We start from the raw sequence: 23,662 nt of genomic DNA on the forward strand, positions 1-23,662 counted from the left end.
ATCATGTTCCCAGACCGTATCTTCTCCGGCATGCGGCCCACCGGGTCGCTGCACCTCGGCCACTATCACGGCGTGCTGAAAAACTGGGTGCGGCTCCAGTCCGAGTACCCGTGCTTCTTCTGCGTGGTGGACTGGCATGCGCTCACCACGCACTACGAAACGCCGGAGGTCATCGAGAAGAACGTCTGGGACGTGTTGGTCGACTGGCTCGCCTCGGGCATCGACCCGAACCAGGCCACGCTCTTCATCCAGAGCCGCGTGCCCGAGCATGCGGAGCTGGCGCTTCTGCTCGGCATGAGCACGCCGCTCTCGTGGCTCGAACGCGTGCCGACCTACAAGGAGCAGATCGAGAAGCTGCGCGACAAGGACCTCGGCACCTACGGCTTCCTCGGCTATCCGGTGCTGATGGCCGCCGACATCCTGCTGTACCGCGCCTCGCTCGTGCCGGTGGGCGAGGACCAGGTGCCGCACGTGGAGATGGCGCGCGAGATGGCGCGGCGCTTCAACTACATGTACGGCCGCGAGCCGGGCTTCGAAGAGAAGGCCAACGAAGCGGCGAAGAAGCTGGGCGGCAAGCGCTCGAAGCTCTATCACGAATTGCGCAACGCGTACCAGCAGGAGGGCAACGAAGAGGCGCTCGAACAGGCGCGCGCGATGTTGTCGGAGTCGCAGAGCCTGTCGATGAACGATCGCGAACGCCTCTTCGGCTACCTCGAAGGCTCGCGCAAGATCATCCTGCCGGAGCCGCAGGTGCTGCTCACGGAAGCGTCGCGCATGCCGGGCCTCGACGGCCAGAAGATGTCGAAGTCGTACGGCAACACGATCGGCCTGCGCGAGGACGCGCAGACCATCGAGAAGAAGGTCCGCACGATGCCGACCGACCCGGCGCGCGTGCGCCGCACCGATCCGGGCGACCCGGACAAGTGCCCGGTGTGGCAACTGCACCAGGTCTATACCGACGAAGCGACGCACGAGTGGGTGCAGAAGGGCTGCCGTTCGGCGGGCATTGGCTGCCTCGAATGCAAGCAGCCGGTGATCGAGGGCATCCTGCGCGAGCAGCAGCCGATGCTCGAGCGCGCGCAGAAGTACATGGACGACCCGTCGCTGCTGCGCGCGATCGTCGCGGACGGCTGCGACAAGGCGCGCAAGTTCGCGAACGAGACCATGCGCGACGTGCGCGAGGTCATGGGCCTCTCGTACAACTGAGGGCCGCTGCGTTGAGCGCGACGCCTCCCGCCGCTGCGACCCACGGGGCGCTGGCCGACCCTTCGCGCTGGGTGCGGCGCTGGGCGCATCTGGTCGCGCCGGGCGGCGACGTGCTCGACGTGGCATCGGGCAGCGGCCGCCACGCGCGCTTTTTCGCGCAGCGCGGCCACCGCGTGACGGCGCTCGACCGCGACGCCGCCGCACTCGCGACGATGCAGGGCGTGGCGGGCATCGAAACGCTCGAATGCGATCTCGAAGGCGCCCCATGGCCGCTCGCGGCGGCGCGGCGCTATGCGGGCGTCGTAGTGACGAACTACCTGCACCGGCCGCTCATGGCGCAACTGATCGATGCGCTCGCACCGGGCGGCGTGCTGATCTACGAAACGTTCGCGCAAGGGAACGAGACGGTCGGCAAACCGTCCAATCCGGCGTTCCTGCTGGCGCCGGGCGAACTGCTCGCGGTCTGCACGCCGGCGCTGCGCGTCATTGCCTACCAGGACGGATTTCTCGCCGAACCGCGCGAGGCGTTCATCCAGCGAATCTGCGCCGTGCGCGAAGTGCGCGGTTTGCAGGGGGGCGCCACGGACGAAGCAGAAAATTCCGCTAAAGCAGGCGAACGGGCAGACGAAAGCGCAGAAGAGAAAGCCGCCGAAAAGCGCCGTAATGGAGGTGCGACTCAGGTACTACCCGTACCGCGTTACGATCTGGCTGGCTAATCCGCTACAATCGCGGTTTAACGTACTCATTTCTTTGACGTTTCATGGCTAACGGCATTCAGGACGGCATCACGCTGCGCGGCAGCATTCCCGCGATCGTCACCCCCATGCACGAGGACGGCAGTCTCGATCTGCCGGCCTTCCGCAAACTGATCGACTGGCATGTGGAGGAGGGGACGGATGCCCTCGTCGTGGTCGGCACGAGCGGGGAGTCCGCCACGCTGGACGTCGAAGAGCACATTCTGATGGTACGGACGGCGGTCGAGCACGCCGCGGGCCGCATGCCGATCATCGCCGGCGCCGGCGGCAACTCCACGGCCGAGGCGATCGAACTCACGAAGCACGCGAAGGCCGTGGGCGCGCAGGCGTCGCTCCAGGTCGTGCCCTATTACAACAAGCCGACCCAGGAAGGCATGTACCGCCACTTCGCGAAGATCGCGGAAGCGGTGGACCTGCCGGTCGTCCTGTACAACGTGCCCGGCCGCACTGTGGCGGACATGGCGAACGAGACCATCCTGCGCCTCGCCCAGGTGCCGGGCATCGTGGGCGTGAAGGAAGCGACGGGCAATCTCGACCGCGCCGCCCATCTCATCAAGCACGCGCCGGCAGGCTTCAGTATTTTCAGCGGCGACGATCCCACCGCGATCGCCTTGATGCTGCTGGGCGGCCACGGCAATATTTCGGTGACCGCGAACGTCGCGCCGCGCCAGATGAGCGAGCTTTGCCGCGCTGCGCTCGAAGGCGACGCGAAGACCGCGCGCGCGATTCACATGAAGCTGCTTTCGTTGCACAAGAACCTGTTCATCGAATCGAACCCGATTCCGGTGAAGTGGGCACTGCAGGAACTGGGCCGCATGGAAGGCGGCATTCGCCTGCCGCTCACGCCGCTCGACGCGCGCTACCACGAGGTGGTGCGCACGGCGATGCGCGAAGCCGGCCTGATCGGCTGATCTCGCTGATCCGCCGAAGAGCCCGTTTTTTCAACCGACGCCATCCCCGCCCGAATCCACGACCGATCCCGGCTTTGCGCTCCAGCATCACGAAGGACCCCATGAAACGTTCTGCTCTCTCCCTCCACGCAACCCGCCTGGCGGTGCTGGCGCTGGCTATCGGCCCGCTTGCAGGCTGCGAATCGCTGAACGACTGGTTCGCGTCGGATCGCGTCAACTACAAGGACACGCCGAGCGCGCCGCCGCTCGCCGTGCCGCAGGATCTCTCGGCGGCGCCGGGCGGCCAGAAGTACGTCGCACCGCCGCCTTCGCTGGCGCTCGGCGGCGCACCGAAGGGCACGGTGACGAGCGCGGGCAACACCACGCTCGGCACGCCCACCGCGCAGGACCCGCTCGGCATGCACGTCGAGCGCGACGGCGACCGCCGCTGGCTCGTAGTGGACGGCCGCACGCCGGACGACGTCTGGCCGATCCTGCAAACCTTCTGGCAGGACAACGGCTTTACGCTCACCACCGATTCGGCCGGCACCGGCATCATGGTGACGGACTGGGCCGAAAACCGTGCCAACATTCCGGACGACTGGTTCCGCCGCACGATCGGCAAGGTGATCGACTTCGCGTACTCGTCGGGCACGCGCGACCGCTTCCGCACGCTCGTGACGCGCGGCCCGGAAGGCCAGACCGACATCTCGATCACGCATAGCGCGATGGAAGAAGTGCTCACGGGGCAGGACAAGGCCTCGTCGAAGTGGGTCGAGCGCCCGCGCGATCCGGCCCTCGAAGCGCTGTTCCTGGCGAAGCTGATGCAGAAGTTCGGCCTGACCGATCCTCAGTCGAAGCAGCTTCTGACCGATGCCCGCGCGTCGAGCGACGCGGCGATGATCGACCACACGGCGGGCGGCGTCACGCTCGACCTGCCTGAGTCGTTCGACCGCGCCTGGCTGCGCGTGGGCCTCGCGCTCGACCGCACCAACTTCACGGTCGACAACCGCGATCGCGAGAAGGGCATCTACTACGTGCGCTATGCCGATTCGATGCAGGAGCTGAAGGGCGACGGCCTTCTCGGCAGGCTCTTCTACAACCCGAAGACGGCTGCGAAGAACCAGGGGCCGGAGTTCATGGTTGCCGTGCGGTCGAAGAGCGACTCGCAGACGCAGGTGGCCGTGGTGGACCAGAACGGCCAGATCGACACGTCGTCGGACGCCCAGCGCATCGTGACCGCGCTGCACGCCCAGCTCAACTGACGCGGCCGCCGTGCGCTTTGCGAGCCTCGGCAGCGGTAGCGAGGGCAACGCACTGGTCGTAGAAGCAGGCAGCGGTGCGCGCCCCACGCGCGTGCTGCTGGACTGCGGATTCTCCGGCAAGGAAGTCGAGCGGCGGCTCGCGCGAGCGGGCCTAGCCGCCGACGGCCTCGACGCCATTCTCATCACCCACGAACACAGCGACCATATCGGCAGCGCGCTCACGCTCGCCCGCCGCTGGTCGATTCCGCTCTACATGAGCTGGGGCACGGCGCAGGCCGTGGGCGCCGACGAAGCCGGCGTCGATCTGCGCGTGCTGTGGGGCGACGAAACGGTCGAAATCGGTGCGCTGGGCGTGCTGCCCTATACGGTGCCGCACGATGCGCGCGAACCGCTCCAGTTCGCGTTCAGCGACGGCGCGGCGCGCCTTGGCGTGCTGACCGACGTCGGCGAATCGACCCCGCATATCGCTACGGTGCTGGGCGGCTGCGACGCGCTCGTGCTGGAATGCAATCACGACCTCGCCATGCTCGCGGCGAGCCGCTATCCGCCTTCGCTCAAGGCGCGCATCGGCGGATCGCACGGGCATCTGAACAACGAGGCGGCGGGCGCCATACTCGCGGGGCTCGACTGCTCGAAGCTGCGGCACCTGATCGCGGCGCACCTGAGCCAGCAGAACAACACCCCGGAACTGGCGCGCGCGGCGATGGCCGCGGTGCTCGGCAACGCCGCCACCGAAATCGGGGTGGCTTCGCAGGCCGAGGGGTTCGACTGGGTCGCGCTCTGACAGTACTGCGTCTGACGGACGGGATGTGCCCGATGGCCGCGCAGGACGAAAAAAAGCCCATGACCGAGGTCATGGGCTTTTTTGTGCCTGAAATCCGGCGGACTGGCGGGGCCGGCAGACCCGGCGCCCCCCCGTGCCTTAGTTGCGGTTGCCGCCGAAGATGCCGAGCAGCGCCAGCAGGTTCACGAACACGTTGTAGAGATCGAGGTAGATCGCGAGCGTGGCCTTGATGTAGTTCGTCTCGCCGCCGTTCACGACGCGCTGGACGTCGAACAGCATGTAGGCCGAGAAGATCGCGATAGCCAGCACCGAAACGGTGAGCATCAGCGCGGGCAGTTGCAGGAACATGTTCGCGACGCCGGCCAGCAGGATCACGATCACGCCCATGAACAGCCACTTGCCGAGGCCCGAGAAGTCGCGCTTGCTGACCGTGGCGATGGTGGCCATGGCGGTGAAAATGATGCCGGTGCCGCCGAAAGCGAGCATGATGAGCGACGGGCCGTTCGAGAAGCCGAGGATGAACGACAGCAGGCGCGAGAGCATCAGGCCCATGAAGAACGTGAAGCCGAGCAGCACGAACACGCCGACCGCGCTGTCCTTGGTGCGCTCGATGGCGAACATGAAGCCGAAGGCGATCGCGAAGAACGCCAGCAGGCTCATGGCCGGGCTGGTGGCCGCGAACAGCGTGAAGCCCGTGGTGACGCCCACCCACGCGCCGAGCACCGTCGGCACCATGGACAGCGCGAGCAGCCAGTAGGTGTTGCGCAGTACGCGGTTGCGGGTCTCCGCCGTGGTGACGGAGCCGCCGCGGCCGAAGTTATAGGGGTACTCGTTCATGCTTTCTCCTTGCGTGAAACGCGTGGTTGGCGGCACGCGACCGATGCGCGGCCCGCTACTTCGTAAGATATGCGCGGTGGCCCAGAGTTTCAACGGGTTGCCACACGCTTTTCGTATTGTCATGGAGCCTAAGCCGCCTTCCTTAAATCTTGCTGAAAGGCTTGGCGGCGCGGCCTCGCGCACGGCTTTTCCATGATTTTTGCCCGCTCTCCCGCCGCTTCGGCCCGCTTTGGCGGCCAAAGAGGGTTCAATCGCAATGATACATGGGAACATGCTACAATTGCCGATTCGTTTGAACTTGTAAACCGTTAATTTTCTGGAGTTTTTATGGCGATCGAACGCACCCTGTCGATTATCAAGCCGGACGCAGTGGCAAAGAACGTGATCGGCCAGATCTACAGCCGCTTCGAAAACGCTGGCCTGAAGATCATTGCCGCCCGCATGGTGCACCTCTCGCGCGCCGACGCCGAGAAGTTCTATGCTGTTCACGCAGCGCGTCCGTTCTTCAAGGATCTCGTCGATTTCATGATCTCGGGCCCGGTGATGGTGCAGGCGCTCGAAGGCGAGAACGCGATTCTGAAGAATCGTGAACTGATGGGCGCGACCGACCCGAAGAAGGCGGAAAAGGGCACGATCCGCGCCGATTTCGCCGACAGCATCGACGCGAACGCCGTGCATGGCTCGGACGCTCCGGAAACGGCTGCCGTGGAAGTCGCGTTCTTCTTCCCGCAAGTCAACGTTTACTCGCGCTAAGCGGGCAAACGCCAGTAGCACCCGGTCGCGAAACGGCAATGGCGTTCACCGTCCGTCCAGAAGGCTCGCGCAGCGCGCGCGAACTGCAGCAGGGATGGGGCGGTGAGCCCGCGGGCATGCTGGTTTCCGTACCGGAATGGCAGGATTGATCATGACGAGCAGTTCCACCGTCAACCTTCTCGATCTCGACGCCGCAGGGCTCGTCGCGTATTGCGAGAGCCTCGGCGAGAAGCCGTTTCGCGCCAAACAGTTGCAACGCTGGATCCATCAGTACAACGCCGCCGACTTCGACGGCATGACGGATCTGGCCAAATCGCTGCGCGAGAAGCTCAAGGGGCGCGCCACCATCGGCATGCCGGGCATCGTCAGCGATCACGTCTCCGCCGACGGCACACGCAAGTGGCTCGTCGACATGGGCAACGGCAACGCCGTCGAAACCGTGTTCATCCCCGAAGAAACCCGCGGCACGCTGTGCGTGTCCTCGCAGGCGGGATGCGCGGTCAACTGCCGGTTCTGTTCCACCGGCAAGCAAGGTTTCTCACGCAATCTTTCCACCGCCGAGATCATCGGCCAGTTGCGCATGGCGGAATTCGCCCTGCGCGCCTCGCTGCTGGGCGAAGCGGGCGGCCGGGCCACGGGTGGTGACGGCAAGGGCGAGCGCGTCATCACGAACGTCGTGATGATGGGCATGGGCGAGCCGCTCCTGAACTACGACGCGGTCGTGCCCGCCATGCGCCTGATGCTCGATGACAATGCCTACGGCCTGTCGCGCCGGCGCGTCACGCTTTCGACCTCGGGCGTCGTGCCGATGATGGATCGCCTCGGCGCGGACCTGCCGGTCGCGCTCGCCGTTTCGCTGCACGCGCCCAACGACGCGTTGCGCGACGACCTCGTGCCGCTGAACCGCAAGTACCCGCTGCGCGAGCTGATGGCCGCGTGCCAGCGTTATCTGAAAGTCGCGCCGCGCGACTTCATCACGTTCGAGTACTGCATGCTCGACGGCGTCAACGACACGGAAAAGCACGCACGCGAGTTGCTCGCGGTGACGCGTGACGTTCCGTGCAAATTCAATCTGATCCCGTTCAATCCGTTCCCCGAGTCGGGGCTCCTGCGCTCGAAGCCGGAGGCGATCAAGCGCTTTGCGCAGATCTTGATGGACGCGGGCGTCGTCACCACCGTGCGCAAGACGCGCGGCGACGACATCGACGCGGCGTGCGGACAGCTCGCCGGCGAAGTGAAGGACCGGACCCGCCTCGCGGAGCGTACCGCGCGCAAGGTGATCGAAGTGAGGCCGGTGCAGCATTGAGCGCGGCCGCTGCGGCGGGGCGCGGGTAGCAGCAGGCGCCGGGGCAGATGCGCGGGGGCACGTACTGTCATCGGTTGTATTGAAGAAAGTCAGTTGCAGAAGCGATCGGAAGCGGCACAGACGCCGCGCATTTTGTTATAAACGGTCTGCGAATCGGGGCGGGGCATCGTGCCCGGCCGGTTCCAGGATTGAAAAGAATCGACGCAAGGATTTAGGGATGAGCGAGCCGCAGCACCCTTTCGGGACAGACACCAACGCAGGCCGGCCGGCGCCCGGCGGCGCACCGTCGTCGGTGCAGCCCGTGCCCGACACGGTGGCCGCGGCAGGTGCGCGCCTCGCGCAGTTGCGCGAGGCGAAAGGGTGGTCGGTCGAGGATGTCTCGGCGCGGCTGAAAGTCTCCGTGCAGAAGCTGCGGGCGCTCGAGGCGGGAGATCTGTCCCACCTGCCGGATACGACGTTCGCGCTCGGCGTGGTGCGCAGCTACGCGAAGATGCTCGGCGCCGATCCGGCCCCGTTCACGCAGGCCCTGCGTCAGGAGCGCGGCGTGCCGCAGCCGGATCTGTCGATGCCCGCTTCGGCCGGCGCCGACCTGCCGCGCGGCCGCGTTTCGCTCACGCTGGGCGGCAGCGGCGCGCCGCGCCGCCGTTCGTGGCTGTGGGGCTTGGCGGCCGTGATCGTCGCGGTGATCGCGCTGGGCATGTGGCATACGAATAGCGGCGAGTCGTCGGCGTGGTTCGCGCGGCTCAAGTCGATGGCCAACGGCGCGGGTGCGCAAGCCGGCGCCTCGTCGGCTACCGTGACAGAGGGGCAGACCGCGGGGGCCGACAACGCCTCGGCGGCACAGGGCGACCAGGCAGCAGCGGCGCAGGCAAGCGACGCCGCGGCCGGTGTCGCTTCCGGCACCGAGACCAACGCGCCGTCCGACGTGGCGCCGGCTGCCGCGGGCAGTGCGCCGCAGGCCGCGCAGAACGTGCAAAACGCGCCGGCAAACGCTGCGACAAACGCTGCGGCGGCCAGCGGCCCCGCGCAGGCCAACGTGGCAACCGCAGCAAGCGCACCGGCCGTGGCGACGACGGCGCAGCCAGCTTCGGCGTCCCAGGGCGCAAGCGGCGCGGCGGCGGCCGGCGGCGATACCTCGACCTTCGCGATCCGCGTGACGCAGGACACCTGGGTCAGCGTGCGCCAGAAGGACGGCAAGGAAGTGTTCTCCGGCCTGATCCACGGCAGCGACGCGCGTGAGATCGCCGGCACGGAGCCGTTGAAGATTACCGTGGGCAACAAGGCCGGCATCGCGTCGATGACGATCGACGGCCAGCCGGTGGACGCGTCGAAATACGCGTCGGCGCGTGGCAACGTTGCGCGCTTCGTGCTGCCCTGATCAGGACATGGCATGCGTCGCGGCCGGAATTGACCGGCCGCGGCGCTTTTTCAATTCGCGCGGCATGCAAGGCGCAGTCAGGCCGCGGCGCGCGTGAGGCGTAAATGGGTTTCCCGATGCAAACCGACCAGCAATCTTCGTCCCGCATCAGCCAGATCTGTTCGAACGAACCGGTCCTCGGCGGCCACGCGCCGCGCCGCAAGTCGCATGGCGTGCATGTGCGCTGGGGCGGCAATCTCGTCACGATCGGCGGCGATGCGCCCGTGCGCGTGCAGTCGATGACGAACACCGACACCGCAGACGCGATCGGCACCGCCATCCAGATCAAGGAACTCGCGCAGGCGGGCTCCGAGCTCGTCCGCATCACGGTCAACACGCCCGAAGCGGCCGCCGCGGTTCCCGCGATCCGCGAGCAGCTCGACCGCATGGGCGTGGCCGTGCCGCTCGTCGGCGACTTCCACTACAACGGCCACCTGCTGCTGCGCGACTATCCGGGCTGCGCCGAATCGCTCTCGAAGTACCGCATCAACCCGGGCAACGTGGGGCAGGGCGCGAAGCGCGACACCCAGTTCGCGCAGATGATCGAAGCGGCCGCCCGGTACGACAAGCCGGTGCGCATCGGCGTGAACTGGGGCAGCCTCGACCAGGACCTGCTCGCCAGGATGATGGACGAGAACGGCGCCCGCAGCGAGCCGTGGGAAGCGCAGAGCGTGATGTACGAAGCGCTCATCCAGTCGGCGATCGGCTCGGCCGAGCGCGCCGTCGAACTCGGCCTCGGCCGCGACAAGATCATCCTGTCGTGCAAGGTGAGCGGCGTGCAGGATCTGATCGCCGTCTATCAGGAACTCGCGAAGCGCTGCGACTTCGCACTGCACCTCGGGCTGACCGAGGCGGGCATGGGCTCGAAGGGCATCGTCGCTTCGACGGCGGCGCTTTCGGTGCTGCTGCAACAGGGTATCGGCGACACGATCCGCATTTCGCTCACGCCGGAGCCGGGCGCTTCGCGCACGGGCGAAGTGGTGGTCGGCCAGGAAATCCTGCAAACGATGGGCCTGCGCTCGTTCACGCCGATGGTCATCGCGTGCCCGGGCTGCGGCCGGACCACCAGCACGCTGTTCCAGGAACTCGCCTCGCAGATCCAGAACTATCTGCGCGCGCAGATGCCCCTGTGGCGCGAAGAGTATCCGGGCGTCGAGACGATGAACGTGGCCGTGATGGGCTGCATCGTGAACGGCCCCGGCGAATCGAAGCACGCGAACATCGGCATCAGCCTGCCGGGCTCGGGCGAGAACCCGGCCGCGCCGGTCTTCATCGACGGCGAGAAGGTCAAGACGCTGCGCGGCGAGCATATCGCCCAGGACTTCCAGCAGATCGTGAGCGACTACGTCGCCCGCAAGTACGGCAAGGCTGCCGCCCCGGTCGCAGTGGCCGATTGATCCGCGCGCCGCACCGTACGCACAACCGAACATCGTCTACCGCAACCAGATGACTGAACAGAAAAGAAAGCCCGAAAAGCTCACCGGCGTGAAGGGCATGAACGACATCCTGCCGCAGGACGCGGGGCTGTGGGACTTCTTCGAAACCACCGTGAAGTCGATGCTGCGTTCGTACGGATACCAGAATATCCGCACGCCGATCGTCGAGCACACGCAGCTCTTCACGCGCGGCATCGGCGAGGTGACCGACATCGTCGAGAAGGAGATGTACAGCTTCACCGACGCGCTCAACGGCGAAAACCTCACGCTGCGCCCCGAAGGCACCGCCGCGGCCGTGCGCGCGTCGATCGAGCACAACATGCTGTACGACGGCCCGAAGCGCCTGTGGTACATCGGCCCGATGTTCCGTCACGAGCGTCCGCAGCGCGGCCGCTATCGCCAGTTCCATCAGGTGGGCGTGGAAGCGCTCGGCTTCGCGGGTCCGGATGCGGACGCGGAAATCATCCTGATGTGCCAGCGCCTGTGGGACGACCTCGGCCTGACTGGCATCAAGCTCGAAATCAACACGCTGGGCGTGGCCGAAGAGCGCGCCGCGCATCGCGTGGAACTGATCAAGTATCTCGAGCAGCACGTGGACGCGCTCGATGAAGACGGCAAGCGCCGCCTCTATACGAATCCGCTGCGCGTGCTCGACACGAAGAACCCCGCGCTGCAGGAAATCGCGAACAACGCGCCGAAGCTGATCGACTTCCTCGGCGCCGGATCGCGCGCGCACTTCGAGGGGCTGCAACGCATCCTCAAGTCGAACAACATTCCGTTCACGATCAATCCGCGTCTCGTGCGCGGTCTCGATTACTACAATCTGACCGTGTTCGAGTGGGTCACCGACAAGCTCGGCGCGCAAGGCACGGTTGCCGCGGGCGGCCGCTACGATCCGCTGATCGAGCAGCTGGGCGGCAAGCCGACGGCCGCCTGCGGCTGGGCCATGGGCATCGAGCGCATTCTCGAACTGCTCAAGGAAGAAGACCTCGTTCCGGAGACCGAAGGTTGCGACGTCTACGTTGTCCACCAGGGCGATGCCGCGCGCGACCAGGCCTTCATCGTGGCCGAGCGGCTGCGCGACACGGGTCTCGACGTGATCCTGCATTGCAGCGCCGACGGCCAGACGGCGAGCTTCAAGTCGCAGATGAAGCGAGCCGACGCAAGCGGCGCGGCGTTTGCCGTGGTGCTCGGCGAGGACGAGGTGGCGCAGGGCGTGGCGGGCGTGAAGCCCCTGCGCGGCGTGGCTGCCGACGCGCGCAACGAGCAGCAGACGGTCGCGTTCGAGGACTTGACCGAATATCTGATCAATGCGATGGTTGCATCCGCCGAAGACGGCGACGACTAAGGGTCGCGGCCGTTTTGACAATCTGGGCGGCGCGTTCCGGCACAATCGGCCGTCCGCGCGCCTGCCGACAGGCTAGATAAAGAACAAGGAATCGCTTCGCGATGAGTTACCACGACGAACAGGAATCGATCGAGAGCTTCAAGGCATGGTGGGCGCAGTGGGGCAATGTCTCGACGTGGATCGTGCTGATCGCCTTGCTCGCCCTCGCGGCGTGGAACGGCTGGAACTACTGGCAGCGCCACCAGGCGGCCGAAGCGTCCGTGCTGTACGACCAGGTGCAGCAGGCCGCGAACGGCAGCGACAAGGCGCTGCTCACGCGCATCGCCACCGACATGGAAGACCGCTTCGGCGGCACGGCCTACGCGCAGATGACGGCGCTCGCCGTAGCCAAGGCGCTCTACATGAACGGCGACGAAGCGGGTGCGAAGGCGCAGCTTCAATGGGCCGCCGACCATGCGAAGGACGACGAATTCCGCCAGATCGCGAAGCTGCGCCTCGCTTCGCTGCTGCTTGACGAAAAGGCCTACGATCAGGGTCTCGCGCTGATTCCGCAGCCGGATTCGGGCCCGTTCAAGGGCGTCGTGGCCGACGGCCGCGGCGACCTGCTCGCGGCAGCCGGCAAGCGCGACGACGCACGTGCGGCCTATCAGCTCGCGCTCGACAGCCTGCCGAAGAGCGACGCCTCCGAACGCCAACTGATCCAGTTCAAGCTGGACGCGCTGGGCGGCTAAGGCGCCTTCGAACGCCCGGGTGCTTTCCCATCAATCCCATTCATTCATGCTTCGCTCACCGATGAATCTGCTGAAACGATACGTTGTGCCCGCCGCCTGTGCGATGACTCTCCTTGCGCTCGCGGCCTGCTCGTCGCACAACGACGAGCGCCGCACGCCGGTGCCGCTCACCGAGTTCAAGCCGGTGCTCAACGTCCAGCAGGTATGGAAGGCGAGCGTCGGCAAGGCCGGCCGTTACCTGTTCTCGCCGGTTGCCGTCGGCGACGCCGTCTATGCGGCAGGCGAGAACGGCTCGGTCGGCAAGTTCGACGCGCAGACCGGCAAGGAAATCTGGAAGGTCAAGCTCAAGGACGACCTCTCGGCCGGCGTCGGCAGCGACGGCAACCTCACGGCCGTCGGCGGCCTGAAGGGCCAGGTCTACGTGCTCGACAACAACGGCAAGCTGCTGTGGCAGGCCACGGCGCCGGGCGAGATCATCTCGCCGCCGCTCGTCGGCAACGGTCTCGTGATCGTGCGCACGATCGACGGCCAGATCGTCGCGTTCAACGCGCAGACGGCCGAGCAGAAGTGGCTCTATCGCAACCGCGCCGTGCCGCTCAACCTGCGCGTGTCCGCCGGCATGACGTTCGCCGGCGACCAGGCCGTGCTCGCGGGCTTCCCGGGCGGCGGCTTCGCGGCGATCAACCTGCAGACGGGCGATGCCTTCTGGGAAACGCCGGTCTCTTATCCGAAGGGCGTGACCGAGGTCGAGCGCATTAACGACGTGAGCGGTCCGCCCACGCTGGTGGGCGCCACCACCTGCGCGGTCACGTTCCAGGGCCAGCTGGGCTGCTTCGACGCGAACTCGGGCCGTGCGGTGTGGGAAAAGCCGTTCTCGAGCGTGAGCGGCATCGCCCAGGACGACACCACGGTGGTGGGCGCCGACGACTGGTCGGTCGTGCACGCGTACAGCGTGGCCAACGGCGCCCAGACGTGGAGTTCCGACAAGCTCAAGAACCGCGACCTCAGCGTGCCGGTGCTGCTGGGCCACGCAGTCGTGATGGGCGACTATCAGGGCTACGTGCACTTCCTCTCGCTCGACGACGGCAGCTTCGTCTCGCGCGTGAAGACCGACGGCAGCCCGATCGTCGCGGCGCCGGTGCTGGCCGGCAATACGCTCGTCGTGCAGACGAAGGACGGCGACCTGTTCGGTCTGCGTCCGCAGCAGTAAAGCGACGTTCGACGCACCCCGGGCCCCGCCCGGTGGCTGCGCCGCAGCCGTTTTCGAGCGGCTTTTCGAACCTCTCCCCCAAGGGCCGCGGCTGGCGCCGTGCGATGCCTTCCCTGGGCCGGCTTGCGCCGGCCGCATGCGTTCTGAACGGACGCAATCGCGATGGACCCCGCTGCCGCGGGCAGCCCTGTACCCCGCGGGCGGTGGCCGTGGGGGCCGCACGCCGGTTCGGCGACGTGTCCGTTTCGTGATATTTCGTGCTAATTTGCAACTGATGCAGCCTCCGCAGGCGCAGGCCGTTGCCGCGCAGCGCGCCGGAGTTCCGGCGCCGCGCCTTACCGTAGAAAAGATCAGATGAAACCCGTCATCGCCCTCGTCGGGCGCCCCAATGTGGGGAAATCCACGCTGTTCAACCGGCTCACGCGCTCGCGCGATGCGCTGGTGGCCGACCTGCCGGGCCTCACGCGCGACCGCCACTACGGCGAGGGACGCACGGGCGACCGGCCGTACCTCGTCGTCGATACGGGCGGGTTCGAGCCGGTCGCGAAGGACGGCATCCTGCACGAGATGGCGCGTCAGACCCGCCAGGCGGTGGAGGAAGCCGACATCGTCGTGTTCATCTGCGATGGCCGCAATGGCCTCGCGCCGCAGGACAAGCATATTGCCGACTACCTGCGCAAGACCGGCCGGCCGATCTTCCTCGTGTTGAACAAGGCCGAGGGCATGAAGTACACGTCCGTGGCGGCCGACTTCTACGAGCTGGGTCTCGGCGACCCGCGCGCCATTTCGGCCGCGCACGGCGACGGCGTAACCGAGATGATCAACGAGGCGCTCGACCTGGCCTACGCCGAGCAGCCCGAAGAAAGTGAAGAGGATGCCGAAAAGCACGGCATCAAGATTGCGATCGTGGGGCGCCCGAACGTGGGCAAGTCGACGCTCGTGAACACGCTGCTCGGCGAAGACCGCGTGATCGCGTTCGACATGCCCGGCACGACGCGCGACTCGATCTACATCGACTTCGAGCGCGGCGGCAAGAAGTACACGCTCATCGACACGGCGGGCTTGCGCCGCCGCGGCAAGGTGTTCGAGGCCGTCGAGAAGTTTTCGGTGGTGAAGACGCTGCAGTCGATTTCCGATGCGAACGTCGTGATCCTGATGCTCGACGCGCACCAGGAGATCTCCGACCAGGACGCGCACATCGCGGGCTTCGTGGTGGAGCAGGGCCGGGCACTCGTGGTCGCCGTGAACAAGTGGGACGGTCTCGACGAGCACGCGCGCGAGCAGATCAAGCATCACCTGCTGCGCAAGCTCAAGTTCCTCGACTTCGCGAAGTTCCACTTCATTTCGGCAACCGAAAAATTCGGCATCGGCGCCTTGATGCGCTCGGTGGACGCGGCCTATGCCGCCGCCATGGCGAAGCTGCCCACGCCGAAGCTCACGCGCGCGCTGATCGAAGCCGTCGAGTTCCAGCAGCCGCGCCGCCGCGGCCCGGTGCGCCCGAAGCTGCGCTATGCGCACCAGGGGGGACAGAACCCCCCGATCATCGTCATTCACGGCAATGCGCTCGACGCCGTGACGGAGACCTACAAGCGCTATCTGGAGAACCGTTTCCGGGAAACTTTCTCGCTGACCGGGACTCCATTGCGCATAGAGTTTCGTTCTTCGACGAACCCCTACACCGAGAAAAGCTGAGCAGTGTTCGCTGGCGCACACGGCCGCGCCGCCAGTCCTGGCGGGGCGGTCCGGATCAGCGCCTGTGAACGAGAATCGGCTATAGTGTAGCGATTGGTGCCGGATTTCTTTTTCTTCGGCAGCAATCCAAGTTAAACCTGCAAAAAAATACGGAGTTTGCTATGAGCAACAAAGGGCAACTGTTACAAGACCCGTTTTTGAACGCGCTGCGCAAGGAGCACGTGCCTGTTTCGATCTACCTGGTCAACGGCATCAAGCTTCAAGGGAACATTGAATCGTTCGACCAGTACGTCGTGTTGCTCCGTAATACGGTTACGCAGATGGTTTACAAGCACGCCATTTCCACGGTCGTCCCCGCCCGTCCGGTGAATTTCCACCCGGATTCGGAAACGTCCTGACCCACGGTGCGGCCGGTCCGGGGCGCCGCAAAGGCGAACCGGACCGGCCGTTTCCATTTTGACATCCGCTAATTTGACCAACGCCGCACTTGTCGGCATCGACTTCGGCAAGACCGATTTCGAAGCCAGCCTCGAAGAACTCAGCCTGCTCGCACAGAGTGCGGGCGCTCATCCCGCCGTCACGCTCACCGGCCGACGTTCGAGCCCGGACGCCGCCATGTTCATCGGCAGCGGCAAGGCCGAAGAGCTGCGCCTTGCCTGCGAATCCCACGACGTCGAAATCGTCATCTTCAATCACGCTTTGTCGCCCGGCCAGCAGCGCAATCTGGAGCGCGTGCTCAATCGCCGCGTGGTGGACCGCACCAGCCTGATTCTCGACATCTTCGCGCAGCGCGCCCGCAGCCATGAAGGCAAGCTGCAGGTGGAGCTCGCGCAACTGCAATACCTCGCTACGCGCCTCGTGCGCGCGTGGACCCACCTCGAGCGCCAGAAAGGCGGTATCGGCCTGCGCGGCCCCGGCGAAACGCAGCTCGAAACCGACCGCCGGCTGCTCGGCGATCGCATCAAGATGCTGCAGGGACGCCTCGCGAAACTGCGCCGCCAGCACGGCACGCAGCGCCGCCAGCGCCAGCGCAACCAGACCCTGTCGGTCTCGCTCGTGGGCTATACGAACGCGGGCAAATCCACGCTCTTCAACGCGCTCACGAAGGCCCAGGCCTATGCCGCCGACCAGCTGTTCGCCACGCTCGACACCACGTCGCGGCGCGTCTGGCTGGGCGGCGACGTCGGGCAGATCGTGCTGTCCGATACGGTGGGGTTCATCCGCGAGCTGCCTCACCAGCTCGTCGCCGCGTTTCGCGCGACGCTCGAAGAAACCGTGCAGGCCGATTTGCTGCTGCACGTGGTCGATGCGTCGAGCGCCGTGCGTCTCGACCAGATCGACCAGGTGAACGGAGTCCTGCACGACATCGGCGCGGACACGATCCGCCAGGTGCTGGTGTTCAACAAGATCGATGCGGTGCCCGAACTGGCGGCCCGCGGCGGCACGGTCGAGCGGGACGAGTATGGTAATATTTCGCGCGTCTTTTTGAGCGCGCGCACGGGCGTCGGACTGGATGCGCTGCGCGCCGCCATCGCCGAAATTGCGACTGCCGAGCCGATCGCCGACGTGTCGCAGCCGCTTGCCGCCGCCGACTGGAACGCGGTGCCCCACGAACCTCGCAGGGAGCCGGAACACGGCCACTGACGCCGCGCCCCGGCGCCATTCGATCCGTGCGGCCACGCCGGCCCCGGTTCGGGCGCAGTGCCGGGGGCCGGCGAAAGCCGCACGCATTGACCCGCTGTCTACTCTGGTGAACGAACTCAGGTGAACGATTACAACAAGCGGTCTGGCTGGCAGCGCGCGCGCGCCATTTTCTCGTTGAACGACCCGCGCTGGGGCCGTGGCGACGGCGAGCGCCCGGACGACTCGCGCCGTCCCCCGGGCAAGGGCAGCGACAACGACGGTCCGCCCGACCTCGACGAGATGTGGCGCGACTTCAATCGCCGTCTCTCCACGTTCTTCGGCCGCAAAGGCAAGGGCAAGGGGCCGGGCAATCCCGGTTCGCGTCCCGACAACGGCAATAGCGCCCGCATCGGCGTCGGCATCGTGATCGGCGTGCTGATCGCGATCTACGTGGGCAGCGGCGTCTACGTCATCCAGGAAGGGCAGGCCGGCGTCGTGCTGCAGTTCGGCCAGTATCGCTACACCGTCGGCCAGGGCGTGCACTGGCGCTTCCCGTATCCGCTCCAGACCCACGAAGTGGTGAACATCGGCCAGATCCGTTCGGTCGAGATCGGCCGCAACAATCTCGTGCGTCCGGCCAACGTCAAGGACGCGTCCGTCATCACGCACGACGGCGACATTCTCGACGTGCGCTTCACGGTGCAGTACCAGGTGAAGCAGCCGACCGACTACCTGTTCCAGAGCGTCGATCCCGACCTCGCCGTCACGCAGGCCGCCCAGGCGGCGGTGCGCACGGTGGTCGGCGCACGCAGCACGAACGATCTGCTCTACGCGGACCGCGAGCCGATCCGCGCGCAACTGGCCGACACGATCCAGCATTCGCTCGACGCCTGCAAGACGGGCCTCGCCGTGACCGGCGTGACGATCCAGAGCGTGCAGGCGCCCGACCAGGTGCAGGCCGCCTTCGACGACGCCGCCAAGGCGCATCAGGACCGCGAGCGCGCGACGCGCGACGCGCAGGCCTGGGCCGATCAATTGCTGCCGCGCACGCAGGCCGACGGCGCACGCCTGATCGACGATGCGAAGGTCTACAGCGAGCGCGTGGTGGACGAGGCGCAAGGCAACGCCGAGCGCTTCATGCAAGTCTATGAGCAATACGCGAAGGCGCCGGCCGTGATTCGCGAGCGCATGTATCTGGAAACCATGCAGCACATCTACTCGAATACGACGAAGGTGTTCGTCGACAGCAAGTCCGGCAACAACGTGATCTATCTGCCGCTCGACAAGCTCGTCGATGCTACGCGCCAGCGCGCCGCGGCCGCTGCGGCGGCATCGGGCGCGTCTGCCGCAGTTGCGCCGGGTGTGGCGACGCCCGGCGTAGCGACGCCCGATACCTCGTCGGCCGCCGCGCCGGCCTCGGGCGACACGCTGCAGCAGGGCGATCAACAAGGTGCACAGCAAGGTGCACAGCAGGGCACGCAGCAAGGTGCCCAGTCCGGCGCCGCTCCCGCACCCACGGCCAGCGATGCCGCTGCCGCCGCGAGCGATGCATTCCGCTCGCGCGACGCGTTCCGCAGCCGCGGCCGCGAAGACGACGTGCAATAACGGAGCGCTCTCATGAACCGAATCATTGCGCTCGTCGTTGTGGTTGTCGTGGCCGTGCTGGTCGCATCGTCGTCGGTGTTCGTCGTCGATCCGCGCCACGTGGCCGTCATTTCGTCCTCGGGCGGCAGCTCGGCCACGCTCGCGGGCCCCGGCATGCACGTGAAGCTGCCGCCGCCGTTCCAGACCGCGACGTTCATCGATACGCGCGTGGAGGCGTTCGACGCCCCCGACGCCGACCGCTACACGACCGCGGACAAAACGGAACTGCTTGTGAACCCGGTGATCCGCTATCGCATTGCCGACCCGCTCAAGTTCTTCGCCGCGACGAAGGGCGACCCGCAGACGCTTGCCGACCGTCTTGCATCGCTCTCGCGCGACGCGCTGGCGGACGCATTTTCGAAGGTCGCACTGAGCGCCGCGCTCGCGCAGCAGGAAGCCATCGCCAACGACGCGCGCGACGCGCTGCGCACTGCGGCGGCACCGCTTGGCATCGACGTGATCGACATCGAGCTCACGCGTGTGGACTACCCGCCGGAACTCGCCGACGCGGTCTACAAGCGCATGAGCGCCGCCCGCGAGCAGATGGCCGCCGACGAGCGGGCCCAGGGCGCGGCCGAAGCGCAGCAGATCAAGGACGACGCGCAGCGCAAGCAGCAGGACGCCGTTGCGCAGGCCTACGCCGAAGCTCAGGGCATCAAGGGCGAGGGCGACGGCAAGGCGGCGGCGATCGCCGCGCAAGCCTATGGGCACGACCCGCAGTTCTACCAGTTCTATCAGAGCATGCAGGCGCTGCGCGACAGCTTCAAGCCGGGCGACGTGATCGTGGTCGATTCGTCGAGCGACTTCTTCCGCTTCATGCGCGGCCCGAACGGCGGCGAGAACACGCCGGCTCCGGCCGCCCCGCGCAAACACTAGACAAAACGAGACGCCGCGCCGCTTGCGGCGCGTTCCTTTAGCATGGACATTGCTGGATCCCTGTTGCTCGCGATCGCGCTGATGCTGATTATCGAGGGCATGTTCCCATTCGTCTTTCCGACGGCATGGCGCGATACCTTCCGTAAAATCGCGGAAAGGCCGCCGCATCACATCCGGATCGGCGGGCTGATCGTGATGGGGCTCGGCCTCGTGCTCCTGATGCTCGCAACCTGATTGCAAACGAACGCACGCGCCGCTCCTGGCCGTGCGTTCCGGTTCCCCGGCCCGCGCGGGCGCCCTTCGCGCGCTGCGCGCCGCCTTCATAGTGGTAGGACTCAACCGATGTCGACCTGGTTACTTCCCGAGAATATTGCCGACGTGCTGCCTTCCGAGGCGCGCAAGATCGAAGAGCTGCGCCGGCGCCTGCTGGACCGCTTTCGCGCGTACGGCTACGAGATGGTCATGCCGCCGCTGCTCGAGTATCTCGAGTCGCTGCTCACGGGCAGCGGGCGTGACCTGAATCTGCGCACGTTCAAGCTCGTCGATCAGATCTCGGGCCGCACGCTCGGCCTGCGTGCCGACATGACGCCGCAGGTGGCGCGCATCGACGCCCACCTTCTGAACCGCCAGGGCGTGACGCGCCTCTGCTATGCGGGCAACGTGCTGCATACGCGTCCGCGCGGCCTGCACGCCACGCGCGAGCAGATCCAGATCGGCGCAGAAATCTATGGTCATGCGGGGCTCGAAGCCGACCTCGAAATCCAGCAGTTGATGCTCGACGCGCTGCGCCTGGCGGGTCTCGCCAAGGTGCGCCTCGACCTGTGCCACGCGGGCGTGCTGGCGGCGCTGTTCGAAGCCGATCCGGCCGCGGCCGCGCTCGGCGACGCGCTCTACGAGGCGCTCGCGGGCAAGGACGTGCCGCGCCTTGCCGAACTGACCGCGGACCTCGCACCGCTCACGCGCGACGCCCTGCGCGCACTGCCCTCGCTCTACGGCGACGCTGGCGTGCTGGAAGAAGCGCGCACGCGCCTGCCGGCGCTGCCGGGCATCGCCCGCGCACTCGACGACCTCGCGTTCCTCGTGGGCGAGATCGGCGGAGCGGAGCTGATGATCGATCTCGCCGATCTGGGCGGCTATGCCTACCACAGCGGCGTGATGTTCTCGGCCTACGTGGATGGCGTGCCGAACGCGGTAGCGCGGGGCGGCCGCTACGACAAGGTGGGCGAGGCCTATGGCCGCGCCCGCGCCGCAACGGGCTTCTCGCTCGACCTGCGCGAAGTGGCCCGTATTTCGCCCGTCGAGGCGCGCAGCAGTGCGATTCTCGCCCCGTGGCGCCACGACGAAGCCCTGCGCACCGCCGTCGCTGCGCTGCGCGACGCGGGGGAGGTGGTGATCCAGGCGCTGCCCGGCCACGAGCACGATATGGACGAGTTCGCGTTCGACCGCGTGCTGGTCGAGCGCAACGGCGCCTGGCTCGTCGAAACCCGCGACTGAACGGGGCGGCAGCGGCCCCGCGGCGGGCCGCGCAAGCGCCTCCCCGTGCGGCGGCGCCAACCGCGCAGTTCCTTGAGTCCAAAGGAAAATTCCCGCTATTTCGGGAAAAAAAGGCAGGCGTGCGCCCGAACCCAGGTAGAATACGTTTTTAACCAGCTAACGAAACACCATGTCTGCCAGCGCAGTGAATGTAACCCCGGGGCGCAACGTCGTCGTCGTGGGCACCCAATGGGGCGATGAAGGCAAGGGCAAGATCGTCGACTGGCTGACGGACCACGCGCAAGGCGTGGTGCGTTTCCAGGGCGGTCACAACGCCGGCCACACACTCATCATCGGCGGCAAGAAGACCATTCTCCGGCTGATCCCGTCGGGCATCATGCGCGCCGGCACCGCCTGCTACATCGGCAACGGCGTGGTGCTCTCTCCCGAGGCACTCTTCAAGGAAATCGGCGAGCTCGAAGAAGCGGGCATCGACGTCCAGAAGCGCCTCTTCATCTCCGAAGCCACCACCCTCATCCTGCCGTACCACATCGCCATCGACCAGGCGCGCGAAGCCAAACGCGGCGCCGCGAAGATCGGCACGACCGGCCGCGGCATCGGCCCGGCCTACGAAGACAAGGTGGCGCGCCGCGGCCTGCGCGTGCAGGACCTGTTCGAGCCGGAAGTCTTCGCCGAACGCCTGCGCGAGAACCTCGACTATCACAACTTCGTGCTCACGCAGTACCTGGGCGCCCCCTCGGTGGACTTCCAGCAGACGCTCGACACGATGCGCTCGTACGCCGACCGTCTGAAGCCGATGGTAACGGATGTTTCGCGTCGTCTTTATGACGCTAACCGCCAGGGCGGCAACCTGCTGTTCGAAGGCGCGCAAGGCACGCTGCTCGACATCGACCACGGCACCTATCCGTTCGTCACGTCGAGCAACTGCGTGGCGGGTGCCGCCTCGGCCGGCGCGGGCGTCGGTCCGCAGCAGCTCAACTACATCCTCGGCATCACCAAGGCGTATTGCACGCGCGTGGGCTCGGGCCCATTCCCGAGCGAGCTCTACGACGCCGACAACGCGGACCGCCAGGAAGAAGTGGGCCTCACGCTCGCGAAGGTGGGCAAGGAATTCGGTTCGGTCACGGGCCGTCCGCGCCGCACCGGCTGGCTCGATGCCGCCGCGCTGCGCCGCTCGATCCAGATCAACGGCGTGACGGGCCTGTGCATCACGAAGCTCGACGTGCTCGACGGCCTCGAAGAAGTGAAGCTCTGCGTGGGCTACAAGGTCGACGGCAAGGACGTCGATATCCTGCCGCGCGGCTCGTCGCAGGTGGCTGCGTGCGAGCCGGTCTACGAGACGTTCCCGGGCTGGAAGGAAAGCACCATCGGCATCACGCAATGGGACGCGCTGCCGAAGAGCGCGCAGGCCTATCTCGCGCGCGTGCAGGAAGTGGCGGGCGTGCCGATCGACATGGTCTCGACGGGCCCGGATCGCGACGAGACGATCCTGCTGCGCCATCCGTTCAAGGTGTGAAAGAAGGTCAATGAGGGGTAGTGCAGAATGATTCAGATGATGGACCCGCGCAACGACGACAAGAACCTGTGGGTCGGCTGGGATGAGTATCACCGGTTGATCGAGCTCCTCGCGCTCGCCGTCCACGAGTCGCGCTGGAAGTTCGACCAGATCCTGTGTCTCGCGCGCGGCGGCCTGCGCGTGGGCGACCAGCTCTCGCGCATCTACGACCTGCCGCTCGCGATTCTCGCGACGAGTTCGTATCGCGAAGCGGCGGGCACGGAGCAGGGCGAGCTCGACATCGCCCAGTACATCACGATGACGCACGGCGAACTCTCGGGCAACGTGCTGCTCGTGGACGATCTGGTCGATTCGGGCGTCACGCTCGCGCGTGTGCAGCAGCACCTCAAGGAGCGCTATCCGGCCGTGACCGGCGTGCGCTCGGCGGTGCTCTGGTACAAGGGCTGCTCGAAGGTGAAGCCCGACTACTTCGTACAGCACCTGCCGACCAATCCGTGGATCCACCAGCCTTTCGAGGAATGGGACACGGTGCGCCCCCACAACCTGGGTGCGTGGATCAAGCGCGGCCTGCAGCAGGCGGGTGCGAACGGACCGCAGTCGTAACGTCGCGGCGGTGCACAGCGCGTGCCGCGAACGCCACGAACGCAGAACGGAGCCTCTCGAGGCTCCGTTTTTTTTTGCGCGAATGTCCTGTGTGACGGTTTCGTGTCCGGGGCGCGGCGGCCAAGCGCAGTCAAGAGCGATCAAGTGCGCACAAAAGCGGGCAGACGCGACAAGGGGTGGATGCTACACTTCGCCCGAACGGACGACGTGGCACTGCCACAACGGGTGCCCATCGCGGTGGAGTGCCCGGTTTAGAATAGCGGTCGCTTTTTTTGC

Annotated in this window: 22 protein-coding genes; 21 read left to right on the top strand and 1 reads right to left on the bottom strand. The window is 66.5% G+C overall.

Translation table 11 applies throughout. The features are described from left to right. Positions 1-3 precede the first annotated feature (3 nt). From BFE01S_RS03665 to BFE01S_RS03685, 5 genes are all read left to right on the top strand, one after another. A complete protein-coding gene (locus BFE01S_RS03665; RefSeq protein WP_028224444.1) occupies positions 4-1,206 on the top strand; it encodes a tryptophan--tRNA ligase in 1,203 nt (400 codons plus the stop codon). Between the two features lie 11 nt (positions 1,207-1,217). Next, positions 1,218-1,922 carry a class I SAM-dependent methyltransferase gene (locus tag BFE01S_RS37215; RefSeq protein WP_084169519.1) on the top strand — a complete coding sequence of 235 codons (705 nt, stop codon included), beginning with the start codon at positions 1,218-1,220 and terminating at the stop codon, positions 1,920-1,922. A 44-nt stretch (positions 1,923-1,966) separates the two neighbouring features. Further along, complete coding sequence (dapA, locus tag BFE01S_RS03675; RefSeq protein ID WP_028224445.1) at positions 1,967-2,872, top strand: 4-hydroxy-tetrahydrodipicolinate synthase; 906 nt, start codon at positions 1,967-1,969, stop codon at positions 2,870-2,872. A gap of 101 nt (positions 2,873-2,973) precedes the next feature. After that, positions 2,974-4,116, top strand: a complete 1,143-nt coding sequence (gene bamC, locus BFE01S_RS03680; RefSeq protein WP_028224446.1) for an outer membrane protein assembly factor BamC — start codon at positions 2,974-2,976, stop codon at positions 4,114-4,116. Positions 4,117-4,126: 10 nt separating this feature from the next. After that, positions 4,127-4,900 (top strand): MBL fold metallo-hydrolase, encoded by a 774-nt coding sequence (locus BFE01S_RS03685; protein WP_028224447.1) that lies wholly within the window; start codon positions 4,127-4,129, stop codon positions 4,898-4,900. Between the two features lie 138 nt (positions 4,901-5,038). On the opposite strand, the gene BFE01S_RS03690 is transcribed toward BFE01S_RS03685, so the two are convergent. Further along, complete coding sequence (locus BFE01S_RS03690) at positions 5,039-5,737, bottom strand: Bax inhibitor-1/YccA family protein (RefSeq protein WP_028224448.1); 699 nt, start codon at positions 5,735-5,737, stop codon at positions 5,039-5,041. A 327-nt stretch (positions 5,738-6,064) separates the two neighbouring features. On the opposite strand from BFE01S_RS03690, the gene ndk reads away from it, so the two are divergent. The 16 genes from ndk to BFE01S_RS03775 all read left to right on the top strand — a co-directional run bounded on the left by ndk (position 6,065) and on the right by BFE01S_RS03775 (position 23,386). After that, entirely contained in the window at positions 6,065-6,490 is a 426-nt protein-coding gene (gene ndk / locus BFE01S_RS03695) for a nucleoside-diphosphate kinase (protein ID WP_027793532.1), read from the top strand. Between the two features lie 151 nt (positions 6,491-6,641). Continuing rightward, positions 6,642-7,796, top strand: coding sequence for a 23S rRNA (adenine(2503)-C(2))-methyltransferase RlmN (gene rlmN / locus BFE01S_RS03705; RefSeq protein WP_028224449.1), 1,155 nt, complete (start codon positions 6,642-6,644; stop codon positions 7,794-7,796). Between the two features lie 217 nt (positions 7,797-8,013). Continuing rightward, positions 8,014-9,174, top strand: coding sequence for a helix-turn-helix domain-containing protein (locus BFE01S_RS03710; protein WP_028224450.1), 1,161 nt, complete (start codon positions 8,014-8,016; stop codon positions 9,172-9,174). 104 nt (positions 9,175-9,278) lie between these two features. Next, positions 9,279-10,610, top strand: a complete 1,332-nt coding sequence (gene ispG, locus BFE01S_RS03715) for a flavodoxin-dependent (E)-4-hydroxy-3-methylbut-2-enyl-diphosphate synthase (RefSeq protein ID WP_042337184.1) — start codon at positions 9,279-9,281, stop codon at positions 10,608-10,610. Positions 10,611-10,659: 49 nt separating this feature from the next. Continuing rightward, positions 10,660-11,997: a histidine--tRNA ligase gene (gene hisS / locus BFE01S_RS03720; RefSeq protein ID WP_028224452.1), complete on the top strand. Its 1,338-nt coding sequence runs from the start codon at positions 10,660-10,662 to the stop codon at positions 11,995-11,997. A 101-nt stretch (positions 11,998-12,098) separates the two neighbouring features. After that, complete coding sequence (locus BFE01S_RS03725) at positions 12,099-12,728, top strand: tetratricopeptide repeat protein (protein ID WP_028224453.1); 630 nt, start codon at positions 12,099-12,101, stop codon at positions 12,726-12,728. A 61-nt stretch (positions 12,729-12,789) separates the two neighbouring features. Further along, the gene (bamB, locus tag BFE01S_RS03730; protein WP_028224454.1) at positions 12,790-13,938 is read left to right on the top strand and encodes an outer membrane protein assembly factor BamB; all 1,149 of its coding nucleotides are present in this window, start codon (positions 12,790-12,792) and stop codon (positions 13,936-13,938) included. A 354-nt stretch (positions 13,939-14,292) separates the two neighbouring features. Then, a complete protein-coding gene (gene der, locus BFE01S_RS03735; RefSeq protein ID WP_028224455.1) occupies positions 14,293-15,630 on the top strand; it encodes a ribosome biogenesis GTPase Der in 1,338 nt (445 codons plus the stop codon). Positions 15,631-15,791: 161 nt separating this feature from the next. Further along, a complete protein-coding gene (hfq, locus tag BFE01S_RS03740; protein ID WP_028224456.1) occupies positions 15,792-16,028 on the top strand; it encodes an RNA chaperone Hfq in 237 nt (78 codons plus the stop codon). Between the two features lie 73 nt (positions 16,029-16,101). Further along, positions 16,102-17,274, top strand: coding sequence for a GTPase HflX (gene hflX / locus BFE01S_RS03745; RefSeq protein ID WP_028224457.1), 1,173 nt, complete (start codon positions 16,102-16,104; stop codon positions 17,272-17,274). A gap of 120 nt (positions 17,275-17,394) precedes the next feature. Continuing rightward, positions 17,395-18,858 (top strand): FtsH protease activity modulator HflK, encoded by a 1,464-nt coding sequence (gene hflK / locus BFE01S_RS03750; protein ID WP_028224458.1) that lies wholly within the window; start codon positions 17,395-17,397, stop codon positions 18,856-18,858. 12 nt (positions 18,859-18,870) lie between these two features. Further along, on the top strand, positions 18,871-19,773 hold the full coding sequence (hflC, locus tag BFE01S_RS03755) for a protease modulator HflC (RefSeq protein ID WP_028224459.1): 903 nt from the start codon (positions 18,871-18,873) through the stop codon (positions 19,771-19,773). 42 nt (positions 19,774-19,815) lie between these two features. Then, positions 19,816-20,007, top strand: a complete 192-nt coding sequence (locus tag BFE01S_RS03760) for a DUF2065 domain-containing protein (RefSeq protein ID WP_028210024.1) — start codon at positions 19,816-19,818, stop codon at positions 20,005-20,007. Positions 20,008-20,115: 108 nt separating this feature from the next. Continuing rightward, positions 20,116-21,267: an ATP phosphoribosyltransferase regulatory subunit gene (locus BFE01S_RS03765; RefSeq protein ID WP_028224460.1), complete on the top strand. Its 1,152-nt coding sequence runs from the start codon at positions 20,116-20,118 to the stop codon at positions 21,265-21,267. Positions 21,268-21,436: 169 nt separating this feature from the next. Continuing rightward, positions 21,437-22,783, top strand: coding sequence for an adenylosuccinate synthase (locus BFE01S_RS03770; protein ID WP_028224461.1), 1,347 nt, complete (start codon positions 21,437-21,439; stop codon positions 22,781-22,783). A gap of 27 nt (positions 22,784-22,810) precedes the next feature. Next, complete coding sequence (locus BFE01S_RS03775; RefSeq protein ID WP_028224462.1) at positions 22,811-23,386, top strand: phosphoribosyltransferase; 576 nt, start codon at positions 22,811-22,813, stop codon at positions 23,384-23,386. Positions 23,387-23,662: the final 276 nt, after the last annotated feature.

It is taken from the genome of Paraburkholderia ferrariae NBRC 106233 (assembly GCF_000685035.1).
In the GTDB taxonomy this organism is placed as follows: domain Bacteria; phylum Pseudomonadota; class Gammaproteobacteria; order Burkholderiales; family Burkholderiaceae; genus Paraburkholderia; species Paraburkholderia ferrariae.